Source organism: Pseudomonas sp. AP3_22 TE3818 (genome assembly GCF_053628995.1).
In genome coordinates this window covers 6,231,812-6,258,356 of the sequence record NZ_JBRJHL010000001.1, presented here as the reverse complement: position 1 = coordinate 6,258,356, position 26,545 = coordinate 6,231,812, and the positions used below count along the sequence as shown (strand labels likewise).

Genomic DNA, 26,545 nt, shown 5'->3' with positions numbered 1-26,545 from the left:
ATTGAGAGTCTCTTATGTTTCCCGAAAGCTTTACCTTTTCCATCGCCGACTGGGTCAACGGTTGGGTCGATTCGCTGGTCACCAACTACGGCGACGTGTTCCGGCACATCTCCGATACGCTGTTGTGGGCCATCGTCAATCTTGAAAGCCTGCTGCGTGCAGCGCCCTGGTGGCTGATGCTGGCGATCGTGGCGGGCGTGGCCTGGCACGCTACCCGTAAAGTCGTGACCACGGCGGTAATCGTCGGCCTGCTGTTCCTGGTGGGTGCGGTCGGCCTCTGGGACAAGCTGATGCAGACCCTGGCGCTGATGATGGTGGCGACGATCATTTCGGTGTTGATCGGCATTCCGCTGGGCATTCTCTCGGCACGCAGCAATCGCCTGCGTTCGGTGCTGATGCCGTTGCTGGACATCATGCAGACCATGCCGAGCTTCGTGTACCTGATCCCGGTGCTGATGCTGTTCGGCCTGGGCAAGGTCCCGGCGATTTTCGCCACCGTGATCTACGCCGCGCCACCGCTGATCCGCCTCACCGATCTGGGCATTCGCCAGGTCGACGGCGAAGTGATGGAAGCGATCAACGCCTTCGGTGCCAACCGCTGGCAGCAACTGTTCGGCGTGCAACTGCCGCTGGCCCTGCCGAGCATCATGGCGGGCATCAACCAGACCACCATGATGGCCCTGTCGATGGTAGTGATCGCCTCGATGATCGGTGCCCGTGGCCTGGGTGAAGACGTGCTGGTGGGGATTCAGACCCTGAACGTCGGACGTGGCCTCGAAGCCGGTCTGGCGATCGTGATTCTGGCTGTGGTGATCGACCGCATTACTCAGGCGTACGGTCGTGCACGGCATGAGGTGAGCAAATGAACAACGCAACCGTGAGCAAGATCGAAGTCAAAAACGTCTTCAAGATTTTCGGCAACCGTGCCAAGGACGCGCTGGCCATGGTCGGCCAGGGCAAGACCAAGGATCAGGTGCTGGCCGAAACCGGCTGCGTGGTCGGCGTGAACGACCTGTCGCTGAGCATCGGCAGCGGCGAGATTTTCGTGATCATGGGCCTGTCGGGTTCCGGCAAGTCGACTCTGGTACGCCACTTCAACCGCCTGATCGATCCGACCAGCGGCGCGATCCTGGTGGACGGCGTGGACATCCTGCAATACGACATGGAAGCCCTGCGCGAGTTTCGCCGGCGCAAGATCAGCATGGTGTTCCAGAGCTTCGGCCTGTTGCCGCACAAGAGCGTGCTGGACAACGTCGCCTACGGCTTGAAAATCCGTGGCGAAAGCAAAGCCATGTGCGCCGAGCGTGCGCTGCACTGGATCAACACCGTGGGCCTCAAGGGCTACGAAAACAAATACCCGCATCAGCTTTCCGGCGGCATGCGCCAGCGTGTGGGCCTGGCCCGCGCCTTGGCGGCGGACACCGACATCATCCTGATGGACGAAGCCTTCAGTGCCCTCGATCCGCTGATTCGTGCGGAGATGCAGGACCAGTTGCTGGAACTGCAAAAGACCCTGCACAAGACCATCGTCTTCATCACCCACGACCTCGACGAGGCCGTGCGCATCGGCAACCGCATCGCGATCCTCAAGGACGGCCGCCTGATCCAGGTCGGCACCCCGAGAGAGATCCTGCACTCGCCGGCGGATGAGTATGTTGACCGCTTTGTGCAGCGTCGGGCGGCGGTGGTCTGAGAGAGTTGTGGTAGCTGGGCCGGCCCCTTCGCGGGCAAGCCCGCTCTCACAAGGATCGGTGTCGAACACCAGTTTTGATTACACCAGCAACCACTGTGGGAGCGGGCTTGCCCGCGAAGGCGTCAGTGAAGCTGTATCAATATTCAGGTTGTACGCAGAGGTTGAAGATGTCCCGGGCTGAAAAAATCGTTATCACCGAAGCGCAGGTGACCTGGCAGGATGTGGTCGCCGTCGCTCGTCATGGCGCGCAGCTTGAGCTGTCGGCGCCGATCTGGGCGCGCATCGAAAACGCCCAGGCCATCGTCCAGCGCATCGTCACCAGCGGCGAACGTGCCTACGGCATCAACACCGGCCTGGGCGCGCTGTGCAACGTCTCGCTGCAGGACGAGCAACTCAGCCAATTGTCGCGCAATACCTTGCTCAGCCATGCCTGCGGCGTTGGTGCACCACTGGCCGACGAGCAGACCCGTTCGATCATGTGTGCCGCCATCGTCAACTACAGCCACGGCAAATCCGGCCTGCACCGTCAGGTCGTCGAAGCGCTGCTGGCGCTGCTCAACCGCGGCATCACCCCGCAGGTGCCGTCCCAGGGTTCCGTGGGCTACCTGACCCACATGGCCCACATCGGCATCGCGCTGTTGGGCGTGGGCAATGTCAGCTATCGCGGGCAGATCGTTGCCGCGCAACAGGCGCTGGCCGAAGAAGGCCTGCAACCGGTCAAGCTCGGCGCCAAGGACGGTTTGTGCCTGGTCAACGGCACGCCGTGCATGACCGGCCTGAGCTGCCTGGCCATTGCCGACGCTACGCGCCTGCTGGAGTGGGCCGACGTGATCGGCGCCATGAGCTTCGAAGCCCAGCGCGGGCAGATCGACGCGTTCGATGCCGAGATCATCGCGCTCAAGCCGCACCCTGGCATGCAACAGGTCGGGATCAACCTGCGCGCCTTGCTCGACGGCAGCGAAGTGATTGCCCAGAGCAAAGGCATTCGCACGCAAGATGCCCTGAGCATTCGCTCTATCCCGCAAGTGCACGGCGCTGCGCGCGATCAACTGGTGCACGCGACCCGACAGATCGAAACCGAACTCAACGGCGCCACCGACAACCCACTGGTGCTGGGCACTGCGGACAACTATCGCGTGGTGTCCCAGGCCAACCCCCACGGCCAGTCCGTGGCCATGGCCGCGGACCTGCTGGCGATTGCCATGGCGGAAATCGGCTCCATTGCCGAACGTCGCCTGGACCGCTTGATCAACCCGCACGTCAGCGGCTTGCCAGCGTTCCTGGTGGCCAACCCGGGGGTGAACTCCGGGATGATGATCGTGCAATACGTGGCCGCTTCCCTGTGTGCGGAAAACCGTCAGCTGGCGCAACCGGCGGTGCTGGATAACTACGTGACTTCCGGTCTGCAGGAAGATCACCTGAGCCTGGGCACCAACGCCGCGCTGAAGCTGCATCGCGCCCTGGAAAACTGCACGCAGATCCTCGCCATCGAGTACCTGTTGGCGGCCCAGGCGTTTGAATTCTTGAAAGAACAACGCTTCGGCGCGGGCACCGATGCCGCTTGGCGTCTGCTGCGTGAGCACGTTCCTGCCTATGACCAGGATCGCTGGCTGGCGCCGGACATTGCTGCCGCTGCCGACATTCTGAAAGACCCTGTTTTGCTGCAAAAAACCTTACCGAATTTGAACTGATTTCCAAACAAGACCAGCGTGCCAAGGCGCCAGCCCCCTCAAGAAGGGGGAAGCGACGGACAACGGATATTTCCGGAGCGTCTGGTAGTTAATAACAAGCTCTCAAAAGGAGAATGAACATGACTGCGCTTAATTTGATTCCCGGCCAACTGAGCCTCGCCCAACTGCGTGATGTCTATCAGCAACCGGTCAAACTGACCCTCGACCACAGCGCTGCAGCCCAGATCGAAGCCAGCGTGGCCTGCGTGGAGCAGATCCTCGCCGAGAACCGCACCGCCTACGGCATCAACACCGGTTTCGGCCTGCTGGCGTCGACCCGCATCGCCAGCGAAGACCTGGAAAACCTGCAGCGCTCGCTGGTGCTGTCCCACGCCGCTGGTGTCGGCCAGCCGATCAGCGATGAACTGGTGCGCCTGATCATGGTGCTCAAGGTCAACAGCCTGAGCCGTGGTTTCTCCGGCATCCGCCGCGTGGTGATCGACGCGCTGATCGCCCTGATCAACGCCGAGGTGTACCCGCACATTCCACTGAAAGGTTCGGTCGGTGCTTCCGGTGACCTCGCGCCTCTGGCCCACATGTCGCTGGTGCTGCTGGGCGAAGGCAAGGCACGCTACAAAGGCGAGTGGATGGAAGCCACCGAAGCGCTGAAAGTCGCCGGCCTGACCCCGCTGACCCTGGCCGCGAAAGAAGGCCTGGCGCTGCTCAACGGCACTCAGGTGTCCACCGCGTTTGCCCTGCGTGGCCTGTTCGAAGGTGAAGACCTGTTCGCCGGTGCCCTGGCACTGGGCGGCCTCACCGTTGAAGCGGTACTGGGCTCGCGCTCGCCGTTCGACGCCCGCATCCACGCGGCCCGTGGCCAGAAAGGCCAGATCGACGCGGCGGCGGCCTATCGCGATCTGCTGGGCGAGCGCAGCGAAGTCTCCGACTCCCACGAGAACTGCGAGAAGGTCCAGGACCCGTACTCCCTGCGTTGCCAGCCGCAAGTCATGGGCGCCTGCTTGACCCAGTTCCGTCAGGCCGCCGAAGTGCTGGCCATCGAAGCCAACGCCGTATCCGACAACCCGCTGGTGTTCGCCGCAGAAGGTGACGTGATCTCCGGCGGCAACTTCCACGCCGAACCGGTGGCCATGGCCGCCGACAACATGGCCCTGGCCATCGCTGAAATCGGCTCGCTGAGCGAACGCCGCATCTCGCTGATGATGGACAAGCACATGTCGCAACTGCCGCCGTTCCTGGTGGCCAACGGCGGCGTGAACTCCGGCTTCATGATCGCCCAGGTGACCGCCGCGGCACTGGCCAGCGAAAACAAGGCGCTGTCCCATCCGCACTCGGTGGACAGCCTGCCGACTTCCGCCAACCAGGAAGACCACGTGTCGATGGCGCCGGCGGCCGGCAAGCGTCTGTGGGAAATGGCCGAGAACACTCGCGGGATTCTCGCCGTAGAATGGCTGGCCGCGGCTCAGGGCCTGGACCTGCGCAACGGCCTGAAGACTTCGCCGAAGCTGGAAAAGGCCCGCGCCATCCTGCGTAACGAAGTGCCGTTCTATGAGAAGGACCGCTTCTTCGCGCCGGACATCAATGCTGCGACCGAGTTGTTGGCTTCGCGCTGCCTGAACGAGCTGGTTTCTGCGAAGTTGCTGCCGAGCCTGTGATGGCCCCTTCGCGAGCAAGCCCGCTCCCACATGGATCGCGTTGAACCTGTAGGAGCTGGCTTGCCAGCGATTCGATTTTGCGTCGAATAACAATAATTAAGGACGAGCAATGCAACAGCCAGCAAAGGGTTTGAAACGCGGGCTCTCTGCCCGACATATTCGCTTCATGGCGCTGGGGTCGGCAATCGGCACCGGGCTGTTTTACGGTTCTGCCTCGGCCATTCAAATGGCCGGGCCTGCGGTGCTGCTCGCGTACCTGATTGGTGGCGCGGCGGTGTTCATGGTCATGCGCGCCCTCGGTGAGATGGCGGTGCACAATCCGGTGGCCGGCTCTTTCGGCCAGTACGCCAGCACCTATCTCGGGCCGATGGCGGGCTTCATCCTCGGTTGGACCTACGCATTCGAAATGGTCATCGTCGGCATGGCCGACGTCACGGCATTCGGTATCTACATGGGCTTCTGGTTCCCGGAGGTTTCCCGCTGGATCTGGGTGCTGGGCATCGTCTCGGTGGTAGGCGGCCTGAACCTGTGCAACGTCAAGGTCTTCGGTGAAATGGAGTTCTGGCTGTCGCTGCTCAAGGTCGGGGCCATTGTCGCGATGATCCTGGGTGGCTTCGGCATCATGTTGTTCGGCATCAGCACGGCGCCCGGCGCCCAGGCGACCGACATCAGCAATCTCTGGAGCCATGGCGGCTTCATGCCCAATGGCGTGGGCGGTCTGATCGCTTCGTTCGCGGTGGTGATGTTCGCGTTCGGCGGGATTGAAATCATCGGTGTGACCGCCGGTGAAGCCAAAGACCCGCAGCATGTGCTGCCCCGGGCGATCAATGCCGTGCCGTTGCGCATCCTGTTGTTCTACGTCCTGACGATGCTGGTGCTGATGTCGATCTTTCCATGGCAGCAGATCGGCAGCCAGGGCAGCCCGTTCGTGCAGATTTTCGACAATCTGGGCATCAGCTCGGCGGCGACCATCCTCAATATCGTGGTGATCTCGGCGGCGATTTCGGCCATCAACAGTGACATCTTCGGTGCTGGCCGCATGATGTACGGCCTGGCTCAGCAGGGCCACGCACCCAAGGGCTTCGCGCGGTTGTCGCGCAACGGCGTGCCATGGATGACCGTTGTGGTGATGAGCGCCGCGCTGTTGCTGGGCGTGTTGCTGAACTACCTGATCCCGGAAAACGTGTTTCTGCTGATCGCCTCCATCGCGACCTTTGCCACGGTTTGGGTCTGGCTGATGATCCTGTTTACCCAGGTGGCCATGCGTCGTTCCATGAACGCTGAGCAGGTCGCACAATTGAAATTCCCGGTACCGTTCTGGCCCTATGCACCGATAGCGGCGATTGCCTTCATGCTGTTCGTCTTTGGCGTGTTGGGCTACTTCCCGGACACCCAGGCGGCCTTGATAGTCGGCGTGGTGTGGATCGTGCTGCTGGTGCTGGCCTACCTGACCTGGGTGAAACCGGCGGCGGGCCAGGCAGCCCTGGTGACACCGGACCCGACTTTTTCTCATCGATAACCTAACGGAGGCCAAGGATGAAAACGCTCTGGCAACACTGTCACGTCGCAACCATGGCGCAAGGCGTCTACTCGATCATCGAGGATGCGGCCATCGTGACGTCAGGCGCGCTCATTGAGTGGATCGGCCCGCGCGCTGAACTGCCGGCGGGGGATTACCCGGCCGTCAACGATCTTGAAGGCGCCTGGGTCACCCCGGGACTGATCGACTGCCACACCCACACGGTGTTCGGCGGTAACCGCAGCGGTGAATTCGAAAAGCGCCTGCAAGGCGTCAGCTACGCGGAAATCGCCGCCAGCGGTGGTGGCATCGCCAGCACCGTGCGCGCCACCCGCGCGGCCAGCGAAGACGAACTGTTCGCCAGTGCCGCCAAGCGCCTGAAAAGCCTGATGCGCGATGGCGTCACCAGCATCGAAATCAAGTCCGGCTACGGCCTGGACCTGGCCAACGAGCGCAAGATGCTGCGCGTGGCCCGTCGCCTCGGTGCCGAATTGCCCGTCAGCGTGCGCAGCACTTGTCTGGCCGCTCACGCCTTGCCGCCGGAATACACCGATCGCGCCGACGACTACATCGATCACATCTGCGCTGACATGCTCCCGGCCCTGGCGGCCGAAGGGCTGGTCGACGCGGTGGATGCATTCTGTGAATACCTGGCGTTCTCGCCAGCGCAGGTCGAGCGCGTATTCATCACCGCCCGGGCACTGGGCTTGCCGGTGAAGCTGCACGCCGAGCAATTGTCCTCGCTGCACGGCTCGAGCCTGGCGGCGCGTTACCACGCGTTGTCCGCCGATCACCTGGAGTTCATGACCGAAGACGACGCCATCGCCATGGCTGAGTCCGGTACCGTCGCGGTGTTGTTGCCCGGGGCCTTTTACTTCCTGCGCGAAACCCAATTGCCGCCGATGGATGCCCTGCGCAAGCACGGCGTGAAAATCGCCATCGCCAGCGACCTCAACCCGGGCACCTCACCGGGACTGTCGTTGCGCCTGATGCTGAACATGGCCTGCACCTGCTTCCGCATGACCCCGGAAGAAGCCTTGGCGGGTGCCACGATTCACGCCGCTACCGCGCTGGGCATGGCCGATACCCACGGTTCGCTGGAGGCCGGCAAGGTCGCGGATTTCGTCGCCTGGCAAATCGATCGTCCGGCCGACCTGTCGTACTGGCTGGGCGGCGACCTCGAAAAACGCGTCGTGCGCCACGGCGTCGAGACACATTTGTAGGAGAGCCGTTGTGGATAAGGTACTTAATTTCAAACAAGGCCGCGTACCGCTGCTGATCAGCATGCCTCACGCTGGCGTACGTCTGACGCCTGCGGTCGAGGCTGGATTGATCCCCGACGCGAAAAGCCTGCCGGACACCGACTGGCACATTCCGCAGTTGTATGACTTCGCCGCTGAACTGGGCGCCAGCACCCTGGCCGCCGAATACTCGCGCTTCGTCATCGACCTGAACCGGCCGTCCGACGACAAACCTTTGTACGTCGGCGCCACCACGGGCCTGTACCCGGCGACGCTGTTCGACGGTATCCCGTTATTCCGTGAAGGGCTGGAGCCTTCGAAAGAGGAGCGCGCAACCTATCTGGAACAGATCTGGACGCCGTACCACAGCACCCTGCAGCAGGAACTGGCGCGACTGAAGGCCGAGTTCGGCTACGCGCTGCTGTTCGACGCGCACTCGATCCGCTCGATCATCCCGCACCTGTTCGACGGCAAGCTGCCGGACTTCAACCTCGGCACCTTCAATGGCGCCAGTTGCGATCCACAGTTGGCCAGTCAGCTGGAAGCGATCTGCGCGCGCCACGACAATTACACCCATGTGCTGAACGGACGCTTCAAGGGCGGTCACATCACCCGCCATTACGGCAATCCGAGCGAGAACATCCATGCTGTGCAGCTGGAACTCGGGCAGTGCACGTACATGGAAGAGTTCGAGCCGTTCCGTTATCGCGCCGACCTGGCGGAGCCGACGCAGGTGGTGTTGAAGGAGTTGCTGCAAGGCTTGTTGGCCTGGGGCGAGAAGCACTACGGCCATTAAGGCTGGTGCAGTCTCTGTAGGAGCGAGCTTGCTCGCGAAAAACGTCAGGTCAACGTGTGCATTCAGACAGCCCGCGTCATCGTTGTCCTCCATCGCGAGCAAGCTCGCTCCTACAGGCCAGGCTGCTAGTCGCCACCGTGCAAAACACGGTCGCCACAGGTCGCTTTTACCGCTCGTCTGCTGCGTATTGTTCTGGCCACGGTGCACAAAGACACCGGCCCGACAATAATCCGCTGCCGCACGAGATCATCCTGATGAAAAGACTGTTCGCCCGCTGTCTCTCAATCCTCTGCGGCACCGCTCTCCTGAGCACCAGCGTCCTGGCCGCTGACGATCCCTCCTGCAAGACCGTGCGCATGGGCGTGGTCAACTGGACCGACGTGATCGCCACCAGCGGCATGGCCGATGTGCTGCTCAACGGTCTGGGCTACGAAAGCAAGCAAACCAGCGCCGTGCAGCAAATCATCTTTGCCGGCATCCGCGACAAGCGCCTCGACATCTTCCTCGGTTACTGGAAACCGGCGATGGATAAAAACATCGCACCCTTCGTGGCTGCCAATCAGGTCAAGGTCATGGACAAACCGAGCCTGGCCGATGCCCAGGCGACTCTCGCTGTGCCTGACTACGTCGCGGCTGCGGGCCTGAAAACCTTCGCCGACATCGCCAGGTTCAAAGACCAGCTCGGCGGCAAGATCTACGGCATCGAGCCGGGCAGCGGTGCCAACACCACGATCAAGACGATGATCGAGACCAATCACTTCGGCCTGAAGGACTTCAAACTGATCGAGTCCGGAGAGGCCGGGATGCTGGCGGCCGTGCAGCGGGCGGTGAATCGCAAGGAGTTCGTGGTATTCGTCGGCTGGACCCCGCACCCGATGAACATCAACATGAAGATCGACTACCTGACCGGCAGCGAAGACGTGTACGGGCCGAACGAAGGTGCGGCGACCGTATCCACCGTCACCGCCCCGGATTACGCCGAGCGCTGCCCGAACATCAATCGGTTGCTGGAGAACCTGACGTTCACCGCTGCCCAGGAAAGCCAGTTGATGGTACCGATCATGGAGCGCCAAACGGCTCAGGATGTGGCCAGAAAATGGCTGCGCGAACATCCCGAGGACCTGCAGCGCTGGCTGGCGGGTGTCAGCAGTTTCGATGGCAAGGACGGCGTGGCGACGGTTCAGTCCAGCCTGAAGAACTGACCCCAAAACCTGTAGGAGCGAGCTTGCTCGCGATAAACCTGAGAGCGCCGCGGGATATCAGGCTTACCGCGTTATCGTTGACGATCATCGCGAGCAAGCTCGCTCCTACAAGGGGTGGGCGCCACACATACCTCTGAACGGGCACCCGGCTCATGGCTTCTTACCCGCTTTCCAGGCAGATGACGGCATTCGTCGAGAAAACCGTCAGTTTCAACAGCACCGACAGCAGTCTCGCCGGATTGCGCCAGGCCTACAGCGAGATGTGCCGGGCGTTTACTCCGGCACGTCCGGCCGGGTTGTATGTGGTCGACTTCGTGTTGTCCGGCGTTGCTGTCCGTTCCTATCAGCCCCCTGTCAGCGGTACGTCGTGCATCGTTTACCTGCATGGCGGCGGCTGGGTGGTGGGGGACCTGGACTCCCACGATTTCATCTGCGCCGAATTGGCATCGGCTCTCGGTGTGCTGGTGATCGCCGTTGATTATCGCCGGGCACCGGAGCATCCGTTTCCCGCTGCGTTCGATGATTGCCTGAAGGTCTGGCGAGCGCTGCGCACCGGGCCGTTTCAACTCGATCCGGAGCGCATGCTGGTGGCCGGTGACAGTGCCGGTGGCAATCTCGCAGCCGCGTTGTGCCTGGCATTGCGCGATGCCGGCGAGCCGCTGCCGTGTGCGCAGGTTCTGATCTATCCGGGGTTGGGCGGCGATCACCGGCTGCCATCGCGCAGTGAGTGCGTCGACGCGCCGTTACTCAGCAGCAGTGACGTCGATTGCTATCACGCCCTTTACCTGCGGGGCACCCGACATCCGAGCGCCTACGCCATGCCATTGCTTGCCACGGATTTCAGGGGATTGCCACCGGCCTGGATCGCCGTGGCACAGTTCGACCCGTTGCGTGATGACGGCGTGCGCTATGCCGAGCGACTGAACGCTGCGGGCGGGGCTGCCACGCTGTATGTCGGCGAGGGCCTGGTTCATGGCTGTTTGCGGGCCCGCGGGCAGGTGGCCGAGGTCGACGAGCTGTACCAGACCCTGTTCGGATACCTGGCGGCAAAACTCTGACTCCGCACGGGCATGCTCATTGACGTAATTCGGGTTTATGATGCCGGACGGCAGAATAATAGAAGTCCCCCCAGGGATGACCTCGACCCCTTACGGAGTGCGCAATGCAGACTTTGTACCCGCAGATCAAACCCTACGCCCGGCACGATCTGGCCGTCGACGAGACCCACACGCTGTATGTCGACGAAAGCGGTTCACCGGAAGGTTTACCGGTGGTGTTCATCCACGGCGGCCCCGGTGCCGGATGTGATGCCCAGAGTCGTTGCTTCTTCGATCCCAACCTGTATCGCATTGTCACTTTCGACCAGCGCGGCTGTGGTCGCTCCACCCCCCACGCCAGCCTGGAAAACAACACCACCTGGGATCTGGTCGCCGACCTTGAGCGAATTCGCCAGCACCTGGGCATCGACAAATGGGTGCTGTTTGGCGGCTCCTGGGGTTCGACCCTGGCGCTGGCCTACGCGCAAACCCATCCCGAGCGGGTACACGGTCTGATCCTGCGCGGTATCTTTCTTTGCCGTCCGCAGGAAATCGAATGGTTCTACCAGGCTGGTGCGAGCCGTCTGTTCCCCGATTACTGGCAGGACTACATCGCGCCGATCCCGCTGGATGAGCGTGATGACTTGCTTACCGCATTCCACAAGCGTCTGGTCGGCAACGACCAGATTGCCCAGATGCACGCGGCCAAGGCCTGGTCAACCTGGGAGGGCCGTACGGCGACCCTGCGTCCGAACCCGCTGGTGGTCGATCGCTTCTCCGAGCCACAGCGTGCCTTGTCGATTGCCCGCATCGAATGCCACTACTTCAGCAACCACGCCTTCCTGGAACCGAACCAGTTGATTCGCGACATGGGCAAGATCGCCCATTTGCCCGGCGTGATCATCCATGGCCGCTATGACGTGATCTGCCCGCTGGATAACGCCTGGGAATTGCATCAAGCCTGGCCGAACAGCGAACTGCAGGTCATCCGCGATGCCGGTCATGCGGCTTCCGAACCGGGCATCACCGACGCGCTGGTCCGCGCCGCCGATCAGATGGCCCGGCGTCTGCTCGACCTGGCGCCTGACGAGGCATGAAGGGCCTGCTGCAACGGGTGCGTGGCGCGCGAGTCGAAGTTGCCGGCGAAGTTGTAGGTGCCGTTGATCAGGGATTGCTGGTCCTGGTGGCCGTTGAGCCAGACGATACGCGGGCCAGCGCCGACAAACTTCTTAATAAGCTGCTTAACTATCGGGTGTTCAGTGACGCTGAGGGCAAGATGAATCTATCCCTGGCGGATGTGGGCGGCGGGCTGCTGCTGGTCTCTCAGTTCACCCTGGCTGCCGATACCCGAAGCGGGCTGCGTCCGGGTTTCTCGACTGCGGCCCCTCCGGCCCTGGGTGAGGAGTTGTTCGACTATCTATTAAGCAAAGCGAAACAGGTGCATGGCACTGTGGCATCAGGTAGATTCGGCGCGGATATGCAGGTGCACCTGGTCAATGATGGCCCGGTAACCTTCCTGTTACAGACCTGAAAGCGCTTGAAACAAGTTTTTAAGCTCATTTCGACTGAAAACAGGGCTTTATCGCGATAAATACTTTGTTACCCCTGATGCGTTGTAACGCGGCCTACTAGATAATCGCGCGCTACGGGGATCAGCGTTCGTTGGTCCATTTTGACTTAGGTAGAGACTTGTCTGGATCCGATTGGGGAATCATTTCGCCCCAGCGGAGTCGGAACAATGCTCGCCAACTTGGCAAGAGTGGTTTGCAAGGGCGGTTTTTTCATACCGTACACCGTGCAGACCCTTTAACTGGCCGTTGGTTTTTTGATCTGTTTTCGGCGAGGGTTGCTCGTGATTGTTAGTCCCTGTAACGCACCAAAATTGTCTGCCAAACGGTTACGCAGCGCCCTGGTAGTGGGCTCTGCACTGCTCTGCCTGCTCAGCGCCGGCCAGCTTTGGGCATTCAGTCTGGACGATGTATCGGCCAAGGCAAAAGAGCTGGCCGCGCAGAAATACGAAGCGCCGCGCAGTAACCTGCCGAACGAGTTCCGCGACATGAAGTTCGCGGACTATCAGAAAATTCGTTTTCTGACGGAAAAAGCCGAATGGGCGGATCAGAAGACGCCGTTCAAGCTGTCCTTCTATCACCAGGGCATGCATTTCGATACGCCGGTGAAAATCAACGAAATCACCGCGAACACCGTCGAAGAGATCAAATACGACCCGAGTCGTTTCGACTTCGGCGATATGCAGTTCGATCCGAAGGCCACCGAACAGCTGGGTTATGCCGGTTTCCGTGTGCTGTACCCGATCAACAAGGCCGACAAGCAAGACGAAATCATGACCATGCTCGGCGCGAGCTACTTCCGCGTCGTCGGCAAGGGCCACGTCTATGGCTTGTCCGCTCGCGGCATGGCCATCGATACCGCCTTGCCGTCCGGTGAAGAATTCCCGCGTTTTCGCGAATTCTGGATTCAACAGCCCAAGCCGGGCGACAAGCACCTGGTGATCTTCGCCCTGCTGGACTCTCCGCGTGCCACCGGTGCCTATCGCCTGACCCTGCGTCCGGGCAGCGACACCATCGTCGACGTCAAGGCGCAGATGTTCCTGCGCGACAAGGTCGGCAAACTGGGCATTGCCCCGTTGACCAGCATGTTCCTGTTCGGCGCCAACCAGCCGTCGAAAGTACTGAACTACCGCCGCGAACTGCACGACTCCAGCGGCCTGGCGATCCATGCCGGCAACGGCGAGTGGATCTGGCGTCCGCTGAACAACCCGAAACACCTTGCCGTGAGCAACTTCAGCGTGGAAAACCCGCGCGGCTTCGGTCTGCTGCAACGTGGCCGCGACTTCAGCCACTACGAAGACCTCGACGACCGCTACGACAAGCGTCCAAGCGCCTGGATCGAGCCGAAGGGTGACTGGGGCAAGGGCACCGTCGACCTGGTCGAGATTCCGACTGCCGACGAAACCAACGACAACATCGTGGCCTTCTGGAACCCGGAAAAATTGCCGGAACCTGGTCAGCCGCTCGATGTCGCTTATCGTATGCACTGGACCATGGACGAAGCGGCGATTCACGCGCCGGACAGCGCCTGGGTCAAGCAGACCCTGCGTTCGACCGGTGACGTCAAGCAGTCCAACCTGATTCGTCAGCCCGATGGCAGTGTTGCCTATCTGGTGGACTTCGAAGGTCCGTCCCTGGCGGCGTTGCCGGCCGATACCGAAGTTCGCAGCCAGGTCAGCGTCGGCGACAACGCCGAGCTGGTGGAAAACAGCGTGCGCTACAACCCTGAAACCAAGGGCTGGCGCCTGACCCTGCGGATGAAGATCAAGGATCCGGGCAAGGCTACCGAGATGCGCGCCGCGCTGGTACAGAACATCGTGCCGGCGGACCTGGCCAAGACCTCGATTCCGTCGTCCAGCTCGTCGGTTGCCAAGGCCGACAAGGTTGCCGCCAAGCAACAAGAGAAAGCGGACAAGGAAGCCAAGCAAGCGGAGGCCAAGCAGGCTGAAGCGAAGCCTGTTGCAGACGCCAAGGACAAGGCCAATAAAGACGCCAAGCAGCCTGTTGCTGCCGACGCGGCCCCAGCCACACCGGAATCGGCCCCGACTGAAGAAGTCCTGACCGAGACCTGGAGCTATCAGTTGCCTGCCGATGAGTAACTCTCAAGTACGGCCAGAAACTCTTTCCGAGTATCTGGCGCATCTGCCGATGACCGACGAGCAGCGCGCGGAACTCGCGGGCTGCCAGTCTTTCAGCGAATTGCACGAACGCCTGTCGTCTTCGACGTTCGACGCCCCGACCGAAGCCGCCCAGGCTTCGGTCGGCAAACGCCTGACCCTGAGCACCGCCGAAGAGCTGCAGGACGCGGAAATGCTGGTGCTCGACGCCAACGGCCGGGTCTGCCTCAAGGCGACCCCGCCGATCCGGCGGACCAAGGTCGTGCCGGAGCCGTGGCGCACCAACATTCTGGTGCGTGGCTGGCGGCGGATGACCGGTCGTACCAACCCGCCGAAGCCGCCGAAGGACGAACGTGTGCTACCGGCTGCGCGCTGGCGGACCGTCGGTTCGATCCGTCGCTACATTCTGTTGCTGCTGATGCTCGGCCAGACCATCGTGGCCGGCTGGTACATGAAAGGCATCATGCCGTACCAGGGCTGGTCGTTCGTCGACCTCAACGAAGTGCTGCACCAACCGCTGCTGCAAACCGCCACGCAAGTGCTGCCGTACGCCTTGCAGACCAGCATCCTGATCCTGTTCGGGATTCTGTTCTGCTGGGTATCGGCCGGTTTCTGGACCGCCCTGATGGGCTTCCTCGAATTGCTGACCGGCCATGATAAATACCGTATCTCCGGTAAAAGTGCCGGTAACGAGCCGATTCCAAAGGATGCGCGCACCGCCCTGGTGATGCCGATCTGCAACGAAGACGTGCCTCGGGTATTCGCCGGCCTGCGGGCAACCTTCGAGTCGGTCGCGGCCACGGGTGACCTGGACCGCTTCGATTTCTTCGTCCTCAGCGACAGTAACGACGCCGATATCTGTGTGGCCGAGCAACAGGCCTGGCTGGACGTCTGCCGCGAAGCCGGTGGCTTCGGCAAGATCTTCTATCGCCGCCGTCGTCGTCGCGTAAAACGCAAGAGCGGCAACCTCGACGACTTCTGCCGTCGCTGGGGCGGTGACTACAAGTACATGGTCGTACTCGATGCCGACTCGGTGATGAGCGGTGAGTGCCTGACCAGTCTGGTACGCCTGATGGAAGCCACGCCGGATGCCGGGATCATCCAGACCGCGCCACGTGCGTCGGGCATGGACACCCTGTATGCGCGCATGCAGCAGTTCGCCACTCGCGTGTATGGTCCGCTGTTCACCGCCGGCCTGCACTTCTGGCAACTGGGCGAGTCGCACTACTGGGGTCACAACGCGATCATCCGCATGAAGCCGTTCATCGACCACTGCGCCCTGGCGCCGTTGCCCGGTAAAGGCGCGTTCTCCGGCTCGATCCTGTCCCACGACTTCGTTGAAGCCGCGCTGATGCGCCGTGCCGGTTGGGGCGTGTGGATTGCCTACGACTTGCCGGGCAGCTATGAAGAACTGCCGCCGAACCTGCTGGACGAACTCAAGCGTGACCGTCGCTGGTGCCACGGCAACCTGATGAACTTCCGCCTGTTCCTGGTAAAAGGCATGCACCCGGTGCACCGCGCGGTGTTCCTGACCGGCGTGATGTCTTACCTGTCGGCGCCGTTGTGGTTCTTCTTCCTGGTGCTGTCGACCGCGCTGCTGGCGGTCAACACGCTGATGGAGCCGCAGTACTTCCTTGAGCCGCGCCAACTCTATCCGCTGTGGCCACAATGGCACCCGGACAAGGCGATTGCGCTGTTCTCGACCACCATCGTGCTGCTGTTCCTGCCGAAGCTGCTGAGCATCATCCTGATCTGGGCCAAGGGCGCGAAAGAGTTCGGCGGCAAGTTCAAGGTGACCCTGTCGATGCTGCTGGAGATGCTGTTCTCCATGCTGCTGGCACCGGTGCGGATGATCTTCCACACCCGTTTCGTCCTCGCCGCGTTCCTCGGCTGGGCCGCGACCTGGAACTCGCCGCAGCGTGACGACGACTCCACGCCGTGGAGCGAAGCGATCAAGCGCCACGGTCCGCAAACCCTGCTGGGCTTCTTCTGGGCCATGCTGGTGATCTGGCTGAACCCGAGCTTCCTGTGGTGGCTGGTGCCGATCGTCGGTTCGTTGATGCTGTCGATTCCGGTGTCGGTGATCTCCAGTCGCGTCGGCCTGGGCCTGAAGTCCCGCGACGAGAGCCTGTTCCTGATTCCCGAGGAATACAATCCGCCGCAGGCCTTGCTGGCGACCGACCAGTACACCCATGAAAACCGCTGGCACGCGCTGAACGACGGCTTCGTCCGTTCGGTGGTCGATCCACAGCAGAACGCCCTGGCGTGCTCGCTGGCGACCTCGCGGCACAATCAGGCTGAGCCGATTGAGTGGTTGCGGATCGAGCGGGTGCGGCACGCGATGAAGGTAGGTCCTGAAGGCCTGACCAACAACGAGCGAGTGCAGTTGTTGAGCGACCCGGTAGCCTTGGCCCGCTTGCACGAGCAGGTCTGGAGCGAAGGGCATGCCGAGTGGCTGGGCGCATGGCGCAAGTCGGTCCAGGCCGACCCCCATGCACCGTTGCTGCCGCTCAAGCCGATGAGCGAACAGCCTCAGTTGGCATGATAAAAAAACCCGCGAAAGCGGGTTTTTTTATGGCTTGAAGTCTGTTCTTGGGCTGTAACGGCAGTGTCTGGTCGAACGCTTTCGCGGGCAAGCCCGCTCCCACAGGGTTCAGGGTGAGGCACACATTGTGTGAACACCGAAATACCTGTGGGAGCGGGCTTGCCCGCGAAGGCATCACCTCGGTCCTGAGTGAACCGAGGTATGCAGATCACCTCAAACCTTGAACTTGCCCACCAGCATCTGCAAATGCGTCCCCAGTCGTGCCAGCTCAACGCTGGAGGCTGCGGTTTCTTCACTGGCTGCCGAGGTCTGATCCGACACATCCCGCACATTCAGCACGCTGCGGTTGATCTCTTCGGCTACGGCGCTTTGCTGTTCGGCGGCAGCGGCGATCTGCTGGTTCATCGCCTGAATCGCCGAGACGGTGCGAGTGATGCTTTCCAGTGAGCCACCGGCGCGGCGGGTCAGTTCGACACTGCTGTCGGTCAGGGTGCGGCTGTTGTCCATGATGGTCGCCACTTGCTGCGTGCCGCTTTGCAGGCCGACGATCAGCTCTTCGATCTCTTCGGTGGATTTCTGGGTGCGCTGGGCCAGGCTGCGGACTTCGTCTGCGACCACGGCAAACCCACGTCCGGCTTCACCGGCTCGGGCGGCTTCAATCGCGGCGTTGAGCGCCAGCAGGTTGGTTTGCTGGGCCACGGACTTGATCACATCGAGCACGCTGCCGATCTTGTCGCTTTCGCGCTTGAGTTCGCCCATGGCCTCGGTGGAGTGGCCGACTTCCGCGGCCAGGCGCTCGATCTGGGCGATGGCTTCGCCCACCACTTTGTCGCCCTCACGGGCCTGCTGGTCGGCGGCGACGGCGGCTTCTGAGGCTTCTTCGGCGTTGCGCGCCACTTCCTGCACGGTGGCGGCCATTTCATTCATGGCGGTGGCGACCTGATCGGTCTCGACTTTCTGGCTGTTGACCCCGGCGCTGGTCTGCTCGGTGACCGCGGACAGCTCTTCAGCGGCGCTGGCGATCTGCGTGACGCCATCGCTGATGCCGCCGATCAGTTCGCGCAGGCCCTGGGTCATGCTCTGCATGGCGCGCTGCAACTGGCCGAGTTCGTCGCGCCGCTGCGACGTCAGGTTGTGGGTCAGGTCGCCGCTGGCAACGCGTTCAGCGACGGCCAGGGTCTGGTTCAGCGGAATGATGATCTGCCGGGTGATTGCCCAGGCAGCCAGCAGGCCGAAGGCGATGGCCAGAACGGTGGCGAGGGTCAGCATGTTCTTGGCATGGGCGGCCTCGCTGTCACGCACGACGGTTTGCGAGACGGTGAGTTTCTGGCTCATGTCCAGCAGGATGTCGCCTTGGGCGGACATGCGTACCAGGGCCTTGGCGCTGGCCACCTGGGAGTCGCGGAACTGGCTGACAGCGGTGCGGTAGGCCTTCAGTGAATCAGTCGCCTGTTGCAGGTTGGCGATGTGCTCTTCAGGCAGTTTGGCTGGCAGGCTCTGGAGGTTCTTCAGGGCGTTGTCGATCGCGTCGAGGGCTGGCTGTTCGGCTTCGCTCTTGCCGCTGTAGGTGTAGCCGCGAACCTGGAAGCGCGCCTGCTGGATCAGTTTGCTCAGGTCGATCACGTTATTGAATGCTGCGACGCTGTCACCTTGCAGCATGGATTTTTCCACTTCGGCGACGCGGGCCACGGCGTTGTCGGCGGTGGCGCCGAGTTTGCTGCGGGCATCTTCACGCTGGGCACCCGCTTGGGTCATGTCGTTGAAGGCACGACGGTATTCGGCGACAGCGGCCAGTTGTTGATCGACCATGGCCGTGTCAGCCGGTTGTTCGATCAGGCCGCGGGCGGTCTGCAGGCCGCTTTCGAGTTTGCCCAGCAGATCGTTGACGATGCCGGGGCCTTGTTCACCGCGACGCATCTCGTAATCCAGGCGTGCAATGCGCAGGTCCTTGGTCAGGTCGTTGAGGCTGGCGATAAAACCCAGTTTATCGCCACGGCTGGTGACGCCGCTCAGGCCGCTCCAGCCGGTGAAGGTGATCAGCAGGGTCAGTAACAGCACCAGACCGAAGCCGATCCCCAGTTTGCGTTTGACGCTGACGTTTCCCAGATTCTCGGCTAGCCATTGGTACATGCTGAATCTCCCCGGACCACAATTTGGTTTTATGGGGGCTGTATCGGCAGGGGAACCTGAATCTGTAGGCGCTGCCCGATGTACGGACGGATGATGACTTGTGGGAGCGGGCTTGCTCGCGAAAGCGGAGTGTCAGTCACTTCAATGCCGACTGATACACCGCCTTCGCGAGCAAGCCCGCTCCCACAGGGAATTGTGTCCGGGATTAGAAAAGGCGGGCCAGCAGCGCGGTTACGGCGGTTTCGACGCGCAGGATGCGCTCGCCCAGTTGCACCGGTTGCAGGCCGGATTTGCCGAGCAGGTCGATCTCGTAGGGAATCCAGCCACCCTCGGGGCCGATGGCCAGGGTCACCGGTTCGCTGAGTGCGCGAGGGCAGGGCGGGTAATTGCCGGGATGCCCCACCAGGCCGAGGGTGCCGTCGGTGATCGCCGGCAAACGGTCCTCGACGAACGGCTTGAAACGCTTCTCGATGACGACTTCCGGCAGCACGCTGTCCCGGGCCTGTTCGAGGCCGAGGATCAATTGCTCGCGAATGGCCTCGGGCTCCAGGAAGGGGGTCTGCCAGAAGCTCTTCTCGACGCGATAGCTGTTGACCAGCACGATGCGTGGCACTCCCATGGCCGCCACGGTCTGGAACACCCTGCGCAGCATCTTGGGGCGTGGCAGGGCCAATACCAGGGTCAATGGCAGCTTGGCCGGTGGCGGCTGGTCCAGGGTGACGCGCAATTCCGCTTCGTCGGCGTCCAGGCGCAGCACTTCGGCCGAGCCCATCAGCCCGCCGATCCGCCCGACGCGCATGCTGTCGCCCACTTCACAGCGGTGGACTTCCTGCATGTGGGTCAACCGGCGATCACGCAGGATCGCCCGGTCGGCCGCAATGAAATCGGCCTCTTCAAGGAGCAGCAGGTTCACGCTTGGGTCGCTGGCGGCTGGTCGTTGTGATCGTCAGCCGGTTGGTCTTCCGGATGGTCGCCACGCTTGCTGATCAGGCTGCCGAACAGGATGCCGATCTCGAACAACAGCCACATCGGCACGGCCAGCAGGGTCTGCGAGAAGATGTCCGGCGGCGTCAGGATCATGCCGACCACGAAGCAGCCGATGATCACGTACGGGCGGATCTTCTTCAGGTACTTGACGTCGACCACGCCGATCCACACCAGCAGCACCACGGCCACCGGAATTTCGAACGCCACGCCAAAGGCGAAGAACAGCGTCATGACGAAATCGAGGTAGCTGGTGATGTCGGTCATCATTTCCACACCGGCCGGGGTGGCGGCGGCGAAGAACTTGAAGATCAGCGGGAACACCAGGAAGTAGGCGAAGGCCATGCCGGCGTAGAACAGAAAGATGCTGGAGACCAGCAAGGGCACGGCAATACGCTTTTCATGCTTGTACAGGCCGGGGGCGATGAAGCCCCAGATCTGGTGCAGGATCACCGGGATCGCCAGGAACAGCGAGACCATCATCGTCAGCTTCAGCGGCGTCAGGAACGGCGACGACACGTCGGTGGCAATCATCGTCGCGCCGGCGGGCAGGTACGCACGCAATGGCGTGGAGACGAAGGTATAGATCTGCTGGGTAAAGGCAAACAGGCCGGCGAAGATGATGAAAATCGCCGCTACGCAGCGCAGCAGTCGGGTACGCAACTCGGTGAGGTGCGAAACCAGCGGCATGTGCTGGTCGTTTTCTGGGAGATCGCTCATGGGGCTCGCGGCGGCAGTGTTGGGTCATGAGGGGCCGGCGCAACAGGCGCACCGGGTTCAACCGGAGCGGCTGCAACAACGGGCGCAGGTTCGACAGGCGCTACAACGGGAGCAGGTGTCGAGTCGACAGTAGCGGCAGGCGCTTGAATCGTCTGCGCACCCACATGCTCAACCGGCGTCGGCTCCTGCTGGGTCGGTGTGAAGATTTTCCGCGCCTCCTGCTCAAGCGACAGGATGTGTTCGTTGTGCAGTTGCCGACGAATCTCGTCGGCACCGATTTCACGCTCAACTTCCTGTTTGATTGCGTTGAAGCTGCGCTTCAGACGCCCGACCCACAGGCCAGCGGTGCGCGCAGCGCCCGGCAAGCGCTCGGGACCCAGCACCAGCAGGGCAACGAGGCCGACGAGCAGCAGTTCAGAGAAGCTGATACCAAACATTAGTCTGCGCTCACACGTCTTTGCGGATCGGCTCTTCGACTTTCTGTGCCTGCACGTCGATGGTGTGCGGCTGGTTCACAGTGGTCTGTGGCTGGACCGGTGGAACCGGTTGGGCCGGGGTCGCATTCGGGTCGGCCGGTTTTTCGTCGTCGTTCATGGCTTTCTTGAAGCCCTTGATCGATTCGCCGACGTCAGTGCCGAGGTTTTTCAGTTTCTTGGTGCCGAATACCAGTACCACGACAACCAGGATGACGATCCAGTGTTTCCAGTCAAAAATGCCCATGCTGCTGCTCCTCTCTAATAGTTATTCAGGCGGACGGGCGCGAGGCTTTCTCGGCGTGTCCGGAGAGACCGAAACGACGGTCCAGTTCATCGAGTACAGCCTGTGGATGCTGCCCCAATTGGGCGAGCATGACCATGCTGTGGAACCACAAATCAGCGGTTTCGTAGATCACATCGCTGCAGTCGCCGCTGACGGCGGCGTCCTTGGCAGCAATGATGGTCTCGACCGACTCTTCGCCGACTTTTTCCAGAATCTTGTTCAAACCCTTGTGATACAGGCTGGCGACATACGAGCTGTCGGCAGCGGCGCCTTTGCGCTCTTCCAGCACCTCGGCCAGACGGGTCAGTGTGTCACTCATGTTTGTGCCCTGCGCAATAGATGGCATGCGGATCTTTAAGGACCGGGTCGACCGTTGTCCAGTCGCCGTTCTCGTAGACGCGGTAGAAGCAGCTCTGGCGGCCGGTATGACAGGCGATGTCGCCGATCTGCTCGACCATCAGGATGATGACGTCGGCGTCGCAGTCCAGGCGCATCTCATGCAGGGTCTGCACGTGGCCGGACTCTTCGCCCTTGCGCCACAGCTTGCCACGCGAGCGCGACCAGTAGATGGCGCGGTTTTCGGCCGCCGTCAGTTCCAGTGCTTCGCGGTTCATCCAGGCCATCATCAGGACGCGCCCGGTCTTGTAGTCCTGGGCAATCGCCGGCACCAGGCCGTCGGCATCCCATTTGATCTCGTCCAGCCAGTTTTTCATCTTCGACTCCGACAGCGAGCCCGACACTTCATTAGTCAGGCTCAACGTTGAAACAGTGTGCCAGTGCGCAGCACAACTGGCTATCGGCGCACGACCAGATACAAACCGACGGCCATCATGATGCCGGCCGGCCAATAGGCCAACTGGTTCAGCGGTCCGCCCGCGGCGAGGATCGCTCCACCGGCCAGGTGCGCCGTGCCGAGCAGGCGCAGGAACCAGTCGTCGCGGCGTCGATGCCACGCTGGCGGCGGGTCGTAGGCGTGGGGTTGGGACATGCGTTCGAGCAGGTCGCGGGCCATGTTGGCCAGGTGCGGGATCTGTTCGAACTGGCTCTGCACGTTGCCGAGCAGGGCTTTGGGGCTGACCCGCTCGCGCATCCAGCGTTCGAGGAACGGCTGCGCGGTGTTCCACAGGTCGAGGTCCGGGTACAGCTGGCGGCCCAGGCCTTCGATGTTCAACAAGGTTTTTTGCAGCAGGACCAACTGCGGTTGAACCTCCATGTTGAAGCGCCGAGCGGTCTGGAACAGGCGCATCAGCACCTGACCGAAGGAAATATCTTTTAACGGTTTTTCGAAGATCGGCTCGCACACGGTACGGATCGCCGCTTCGAATTCGTTGAGCTTGGTTTCCGCCGGCACCCAGCCCGAATCGATGTGCAACTGCGCCACGCGACGGTAATCGCGCTTGAAGAAGGCGAACAGGTTGCGCGCCAGGTAATCCTGGTCTTCCGGGGTCAGGCTGCCGACGATGCCGCAGTCGATGGCAATGTACTGCGGGCTCCACGGATTCACGGTGCTGACGAAGATGTTGCCGGGGTGCATGTCGGCGTGGAAGAAGCTGTCGCGGAACACCTGGGTGAAGAAAATCTCCACGCCACGCTCCGCGAGCATTTTCATGTCGGTGCGCTGGTCGGCCAGGGTCGCCAGATCGGTGACCTGGATCCCGTAGATGCGCTCCATCACCAGTACTTTCGGCCGGCACCAGTCCCAATAGACTTGCGGCACATACAGCAGCGGCGAGCCGTCGAAGTTGCGCTTCAACTGGCTGGCATTGGCCGCCTCGCGCAGCAGGTCGAGTTCGTCGTAGATGGTTTTTTCATAATCGCTGACCACGTCCACCGGGTGCAGCAGGCGCGCATCGGCAGAGAGCTTTTCGGCGGCGCGGGCGAGGATGAACAGCCACGCAAGGTCTTGGGCGATCACCGGTTTGAGACCGGGGCGGATCACCTTGACCACTACTTCTTCGCCGGTTTTCAGTTGCGCGGCATGCACCTGCGCCACCGAAGCCGAGGCCAGCGGTTCGACATCGAAACGGCTGAACACGTCGCTGATTTTCTTGCCCAGCTGTTCTTCGATCAGCTTGATCGACACTTGCGAGTCAAACGGCGGCACGCGGTCCTGCAGTTTCATCAGCTCATCGGCGATGTCTTCTGGCAGCAGGTCGCGGCGAGTGGACAGGATCTGCCCGAACTTGATGAAGATCGGCCCCAGGTCCTGCAATGCCAGGCGCAGTCGCGCGCCACGGCTCAGGTCCAGGGTCTTGCGCGGGAACCAGCGCCACGGCAACGCGTAACGCAGCGCCCGCAGAAACCACGGCAGTGGCAGGGCGAACAGCAGGTCATCGAGGCGGTAGCGGATCACGACGCGCTGGATGCGCAACAAACGGCGGACGGCAAGCAGCTTCATGCGTTATCGCTTGGGTCGAGGGATCGGGAAAGGCGCTCGAAACGCGCCTCGAGACGTTCCAGATCGAGCTTGATCTGGTCCAGTTCACTGAATCGGGCTTCGGCTTCGCGCAGACCGACAAGGGTGCGCGATTCTTCGGCCAGGTATTCGCCCAGGTTCTGGCCCAGGCTGGCGAAGCCTTGCTGGTACCAGCGGGCGCGACTGCGCAGGTGGCCGCCGACCAGTTGTGTGGCGACCGGGCCGAGCCAGCGCGAGAGCTCGTACTCCCAGTCCAGCTCCAGGTCCTGGAGGATCGCCGCCAGTTCCAGCAGCACGCCGCTGTCGCCGTCGAGTTCGACTTCAGGGCTGTGCAGGATCGAGGTCTTGTCCTTGCTCATGGCCAGTTTCAACAGGCTCGAAGCCGGTGCACGCAAGGTGCAGTCGGCGCCGGTTTCCCACTGGGAGGCGAGCATCAGGCCTTCGTCGCTGGGCAGGATGAACAGGTGCAGCGCCGGGCTGCGGCAATCGACGGCAATCACTTTGCCGGTCAGATGCGCCAGCCGCGGCAGCGCCGTGCTGTCGAGACGCAGCACCCGGTTCAGGCCGAGTTCAACGCTGGCGAGCAGGCCGGCGAGCAGCATCAGGGCTTGATGCCGCGGTGCAGGGCAACGATGCCTGCGGTCATGTTGTGATAGGTCACGCGGTCGAAACCGGCCTCGACCATCATCGACTTCAGGGTTTCCTGGTTCGGGTGCATGCGGATCGATTCGGCCAGGTAGCGATAGCTTTCCGAGTCGTTGGTGATCAGCTTGCCCATCAACGGCATGAAGGCGAACGAGTAGGCGTCGTAGGCCTTGGACATCAGCGCGTTGGTCGGCTTGGAGAATTCCAGCACCAGCAAACGGCCACCCGGCTTGAGCACGCGCAGCATCGAGCGCAGGGCGTCTTCCTTGTGGGTCACGTTGCGCAGGCCGAAGGCGATGGTCACGCAGTCGAAATGGTTGTCCGGGAACGGCAGTTTTTCCGCATCGGCCTGGACGAACTCGACGTTGCCGGCCACACCCAGGTCCAGCAGGCGGTCACGGCCGACCTTGAGCATGGACTCGTTGATGTCGGCCAGTACGACCTGACCGGTCGGGCCTACCAGGTGCGAGAACTTCCTGGTCAGGTCGCCGGTGCCACCGGCGATGTCGAGCACGCGATTGCCGGCACGAACGCCCGACAGTTCGATCGCAAAACGCTTCCACAAACGGTGCATGCCGCCCGACAGAAGGTCGTTCATCAGGTCGTACTTGGCGGCTACCGAGTGGAAAACCTCAGCGACTTTTTCCGCTTTCTGGCTTTCCGGAACGTTTTTGAAGCCGAAGTGAGTGGTGGGTTCGGCATCGCTGCCTTTGCGCTGATCAGTCATATCGCTGTCACCAAAAGAGAATGCGCGACATTCTAATCCCCAAGGCATGCTTTGTCTTGGCAAGGCTGAAGGTAAGATGGGCAACCATCGGGACGTTTTGACGCAGCAGAGGTCAAGATGTCCCGGGAAAGCATCCATAAAGCAGGAGTCATTCAATGGCCCGTATTAGTGTTGAACGTGCCCATGGCCTGGGTAAGGAAGCGGCTCGCGATAAGGCCGACAAGCTGGCGCAGAAACTTTCCGATCAGTATGGCCTGGAGCCGCAGTGGTCCGGCGACACCCTGAACCTCAAGCGCTCGGGTGTGAAGGGGGCGGTGCATGTCAGTGAAGATTCGATCAAGGTCGATGTGGAGTTGGGCCTGATGATGTCGGCCATGAGCGGCATGATCAAAGCGGAAATCGAAAAGGCCCTGGACAAGGTCCTGGTCTGATTTTCTGGTTGAAATGAGATCCCCTGTGGGAGCGGGCTTGCTCGCGAAGGCGGTGTGTCAGTGAAATTTTTATCAACTGACCCACCGCCTTCGCGAGCAAGCCCGCTCCCACATTTGTTTTGTGGTGCGCCCGGCCTTTTATGTCAGTTGTTAGGGTGCCGTTTCTAATTTTTCTCCCTACTTTGTGCCAGAGCCCGACACTTATCCGGGCAGTTCCTCAAACCTTCTGCGCGTGAGGTGCACCATGGCCAAAGTTATTTTGAAGAAAAAAATCGACGCATCGACCAGCACGCTGGGCGACGTCAAATCCTATGCCCGCAAGATCTGGCTGGCAGGCCTGGGCGCCTACGCCAAGGTCGGCCAAGAGGGCAGCGAATACTTTCAAGAGCTGATCAAGGCTGGTCAGGTTGTTGAAAAGAAAGGCAAAAAAGTAGTCGCTGAGAAACTTGAAGCGGCCAATGCCGAGATCGATGACGTCAAGAGTGAAGTCAGCACTTTCAAAGGCCGTGTCGAAGTTCAACTCGACAAGGTCGAGAAGGCGTTCGACACGCGTGTCGCAAGTGCCTTGAATCGTATCGGCATTCCGTCTAAACATGACGTTGAGACACTCTCTGCTAAGCTCGATGAGCTGACGGCATTGCTCGAACGTGTCGCGCGTAAATCTTAAGGAGA

The 26,545-nt window shown here is 61.6% G+C and carries 25 protein-coding genes and 1 pseudogene; 15 read left to right on the top strand and 11 right to left on the bottom strand.

The genetic code is table 11. From position 1 onward, the window contains the following. The first annotated feature begins 14 nt into the window (after positions 1-14). The 13 genes from AB7M25_RS28420 (at position 15) to mdoH (ending at position 17,061) form a co-directional block, all read left to right on the top strand. Positions 15-866: an ABC transporter permease gene (locus AB7M25_RS28420; RefSeq protein ID WP_103396924.1), complete on the top strand. Its 852-nt coding sequence runs from the start codon at positions 15-17 to the stop codon at positions 864-866. Further along, positions 863-1,693 (top strand): quaternary amine ABC transporter ATP-binding protein, encoded by an 831-nt coding sequence (locus AB7M25_RS28415; RefSeq protein WP_007975542.1) that lies wholly within the window; start codon positions 863-865, stop codon positions 1,691-1,693. The genes AB7M25_RS28420 and AB7M25_RS28415 overlap by 4 nt, the downstream gene beginning before the upstream one ends. Positions 1,694-1,860: 167 nt before the next feature. Then, positions 1,861-3,384: a histidine ammonia-lyase gene (hutH, locus tag AB7M25_RS28410; protein WP_429382804.1), complete on the top strand. Its 1,524-nt coding sequence runs from the start codon at positions 1,861-1,863 to the stop codon at positions 3,382-3,384. Positions 3,385-3,503: 119 nt separating this feature from the next. Then, the gene (gene hutH, locus AB7M25_RS28405; protein WP_218475800.1) at positions 3,504-5,036 is read left to right on the top strand and encodes a histidine ammonia-lyase; all 1,533 of its coding nucleotides are present in this window, start codon (positions 3,504-3,506) and stop codon (positions 5,034-5,036) included. A gap of 109 nt (positions 5,037-5,145) precedes the next feature. Then, positions 5,146-6,555, top strand: a complete 1,410-nt coding sequence (locus AB7M25_RS28400) for an amino acid permease (protein WP_429382800.1) — start codon at positions 5,146-5,148, stop codon at positions 6,553-6,555. Between the two features lie 17 nt (positions 6,556-6,572). Next, positions 6,573-7,778 carry an imidazolonepropionase gene (gene hutI, locus AB7M25_RS28395; RefSeq protein ID WP_454238272.1) on the top strand — a complete coding sequence of 402 codons (1,206 nt, stop codon included), beginning with the start codon at positions 6,573-6,575 and terminating at the stop codon, positions 7,776-7,778. Positions 7,779-7,788: 10 nt separating this feature from the next. Then, positions 7,789-8,592 (top strand): N-formylglutamate deformylase, encoded by an 804-nt coding sequence (gene hutG / locus AB7M25_RS28390; protein ID WP_429517904.1) that lies wholly within the window; start codon positions 7,789-7,791, stop codon positions 8,590-8,592. 254 nt (positions 8,593-8,846) lie between these two features. Then, positions 8,847-9,794, top strand: coding sequence for a choline ABC transporter substrate-binding protein (locus tag AB7M25_RS28385; RefSeq protein ID WP_454238271.1), 948 nt, complete (start codon positions 8,847-8,849; stop codon positions 9,792-9,794). Between the two features lie 152 nt (positions 9,795-9,946). Beyond that, positions 9,947-10,852 (top strand): alpha/beta hydrolase, encoded by a 906-nt coding sequence (locus AB7M25_RS28380; RefSeq protein WP_454238270.1) that lies wholly within the window; start codon positions 9,947-9,949, stop codon positions 10,850-10,852. A gap of 104 nt (positions 10,853-10,956) precedes the next feature. Beyond that, the gene (pip, locus tag AB7M25_RS28375; protein ID WP_217836944.1) at positions 10,957-11,928 is read left to right on the top strand and encodes a prolyl aminopeptidase; all 972 of its coding nucleotides are present in this window, start codon (positions 10,957-10,959) and stop codon (positions 11,926-11,928) included. Further along, positions 11,925-12,362: a D-aminoacyl-tRNA deacylase gene (dtd, locus tag AB7M25_RS28370; protein ID WP_015093112.1), complete on the top strand. Its 438-nt coding sequence runs from the start codon at positions 11,925-11,927 to the stop codon at positions 12,360-12,362. Before pip ends, dtd begins: the two co-directional genes overlap by 4 nt. Positions 12,363-12,683: 321 nt before the next feature. Further along, positions 12,684-14,498, top strand: coding sequence for a glucan biosynthesis protein G (locus AB7M25_RS28365; protein WP_429382792.1), 1,815 nt, complete (start codon positions 12,684-12,686; stop codon positions 14,496-14,498). Then, positions 14,491-17,061, top strand: a complete 2,571-nt coding sequence (gene mdoH, locus AB7M25_RS28360) for a glucans biosynthesis glucosyltransferase MdoH (protein ID WP_104451122.1) — start codon at positions 14,491-14,493, stop codon at positions 17,059-17,061. The genes AB7M25_RS28365 and mdoH overlap by 8 nt, the downstream gene beginning before the upstream one ends. A 213-nt stretch (positions 17,062-17,274) precedes the next feature. On the opposite strand, the gene AB7M25_RS28355 is transcribed toward mdoH, so the two are convergent. The 11 genes and pseudogenes from AB7M25_RS28355 to ubiE form a co-directional block, all read right to left on the bottom strand. Next, entirely contained in the window at positions 17,275-17,988 is a 714-nt protein-coding gene (locus AB7M25_RS28355) for a methyl-accepting chemotaxis protein (RefSeq protein ID WP_429382822.1), read from the bottom strand. Between the two features lie 141 nt (positions 17,989-18,129). Beyond that, positions 18,130-19,191, bottom strand: a pseudogene (locus AB7M25_RS28350) (methyl-accepting chemotaxis protein); the annotation flags it as partial. A gap of 205 nt (positions 19,192-19,396) precedes the next feature. Continuing rightward, positions 19,397-20,104 carry a 16S rRNA (uracil(1498)-N(3))-methyltransferase gene (locus tag AB7M25_RS28345; RefSeq protein WP_015093117.1) on the bottom strand — a complete coding sequence of 236 codons (708 nt, stop codon included), beginning with the start codon at positions 20,102-20,104 and terminating at the stop codon, positions 19,397-19,399. Next, a complete protein-coding gene (tatC, locus tag AB7M25_RS28340; RefSeq protein ID WP_057712372.1) occupies positions 20,101-20,895 on the bottom strand; it encodes a twin-arginine translocase subunit TatC in 795 nt (264 codons plus the stop codon). The genes AB7M25_RS28345 and tatC overlap by 4 nt, the downstream gene beginning before the upstream one ends. Continuing rightward, positions 20,892-21,332 (bottom strand): Sec-independent protein translocase protein TatB, encoded by a 441-nt coding sequence (gene tatB / locus AB7M25_RS28335; RefSeq protein ID WP_429382790.1) that lies wholly within the window; start codon positions 21,330-21,332, stop codon positions 20,892-20,894. Before tatB ends, tatC begins: the two co-directional genes overlap by 4 nt. A gap of 10 nt (positions 21,333-21,342) precedes the next feature. Beyond that, on the bottom strand, positions 21,343-21,615 hold the full coding sequence (locus AB7M25_RS28330) for a twin-arginine translocase TatA/TatE family subunit (RefSeq protein ID WP_102698555.1): 273 nt from the start codon (positions 21,613-21,615) through the stop codon (positions 21,343-21,345). A 25-nt stretch (positions 21,616-21,640) separates the two neighbouring features. Beyond that, positions 21,641-21,973, bottom strand: a complete 333-nt coding sequence (locus AB7M25_RS28325) for a phosphoribosyl-ATP diphosphatase (protein ID WP_007975564.1) — start codon at positions 21,971-21,973, stop codon at positions 21,641-21,643. Beyond that, positions 21,966-22,367, bottom strand: coding sequence for a phosphoribosyl-AMP cyclohydrolase (gene hisI / locus AB7M25_RS28320; protein ID WP_108230768.1), 402 nt, complete (start codon positions 22,365-22,367; stop codon positions 21,966-21,968). The genes AB7M25_RS28325 and hisI overlap by 8 nt, the downstream gene beginning before the upstream one ends. A gap of 80 nt (positions 22,368-22,447) precedes the next feature. Further along, positions 22,448-24,052 carry a ubiquinone biosynthesis regulatory protein kinase UbiB gene (gene ubiB / locus AB7M25_RS28315; protein ID WP_454238269.1) on the bottom strand — a complete coding sequence of 535 codons (1,605 nt, stop codon included), beginning with the start codon at positions 24,050-24,052 and terminating at the stop codon, positions 22,448-22,450. Further along, the gene (locus AB7M25_RS28310; protein ID WP_429382784.1) at positions 24,049-24,672 is read right to left on the bottom strand and encodes a ubiquinone biosynthesis accessory factor UbiJ; all 624 of its coding nucleotides are present in this window, start codon (positions 24,670-24,672) and stop codon (positions 24,049-24,051) included. The genes ubiB and AB7M25_RS28310 overlap by 4 nt, the downstream gene beginning before the upstream one ends. Continuing rightward, positions 24,672-25,442: a bifunctional demethylmenaquinone methyltransferase/2-methoxy-6-polyprenyl-1,4-benzoquinol methylase UbiE gene (gene ubiE, locus AB7M25_RS28305; RefSeq protein ID WP_007975568.1), complete on the bottom strand. Its 771-nt coding sequence runs from the start codon at positions 25,440-25,442 to the stop codon at positions 24,672-24,674. Before ubiE ends, AB7M25_RS28310 begins: the two co-directional genes overlap by 1 nt. A 155-nt stretch (positions 25,443-25,597) precedes the next feature. On the opposite strand from ubiE, the gene AB7M25_RS28300 reads away from it, so the two are divergent. Together AB7M25_RS28300 and AB7M25_RS28295 are read left to right on the top strand one after the other, a co-directional pair. Then, positions 25,598-25,873: a polyhydroxyalkanoic acid system family protein gene (locus tag AB7M25_RS28300; protein WP_429382780.1), complete on the top strand. Its 276-nt coding sequence runs from the start codon at positions 25,598-25,600 to the stop codon at positions 25,871-25,873. 244 nt (positions 25,874-26,117) lie between these two features. Continuing rightward, a complete protein-coding gene (locus tag AB7M25_RS28295) occupies positions 26,118-26,540 on the top strand; it encodes a phasin family protein (RefSeq protein WP_007975571.1) in 423 nt (140 codons plus the stop codon). Positions 26,541-26,545 lie beyond the last annotated feature (5 nt).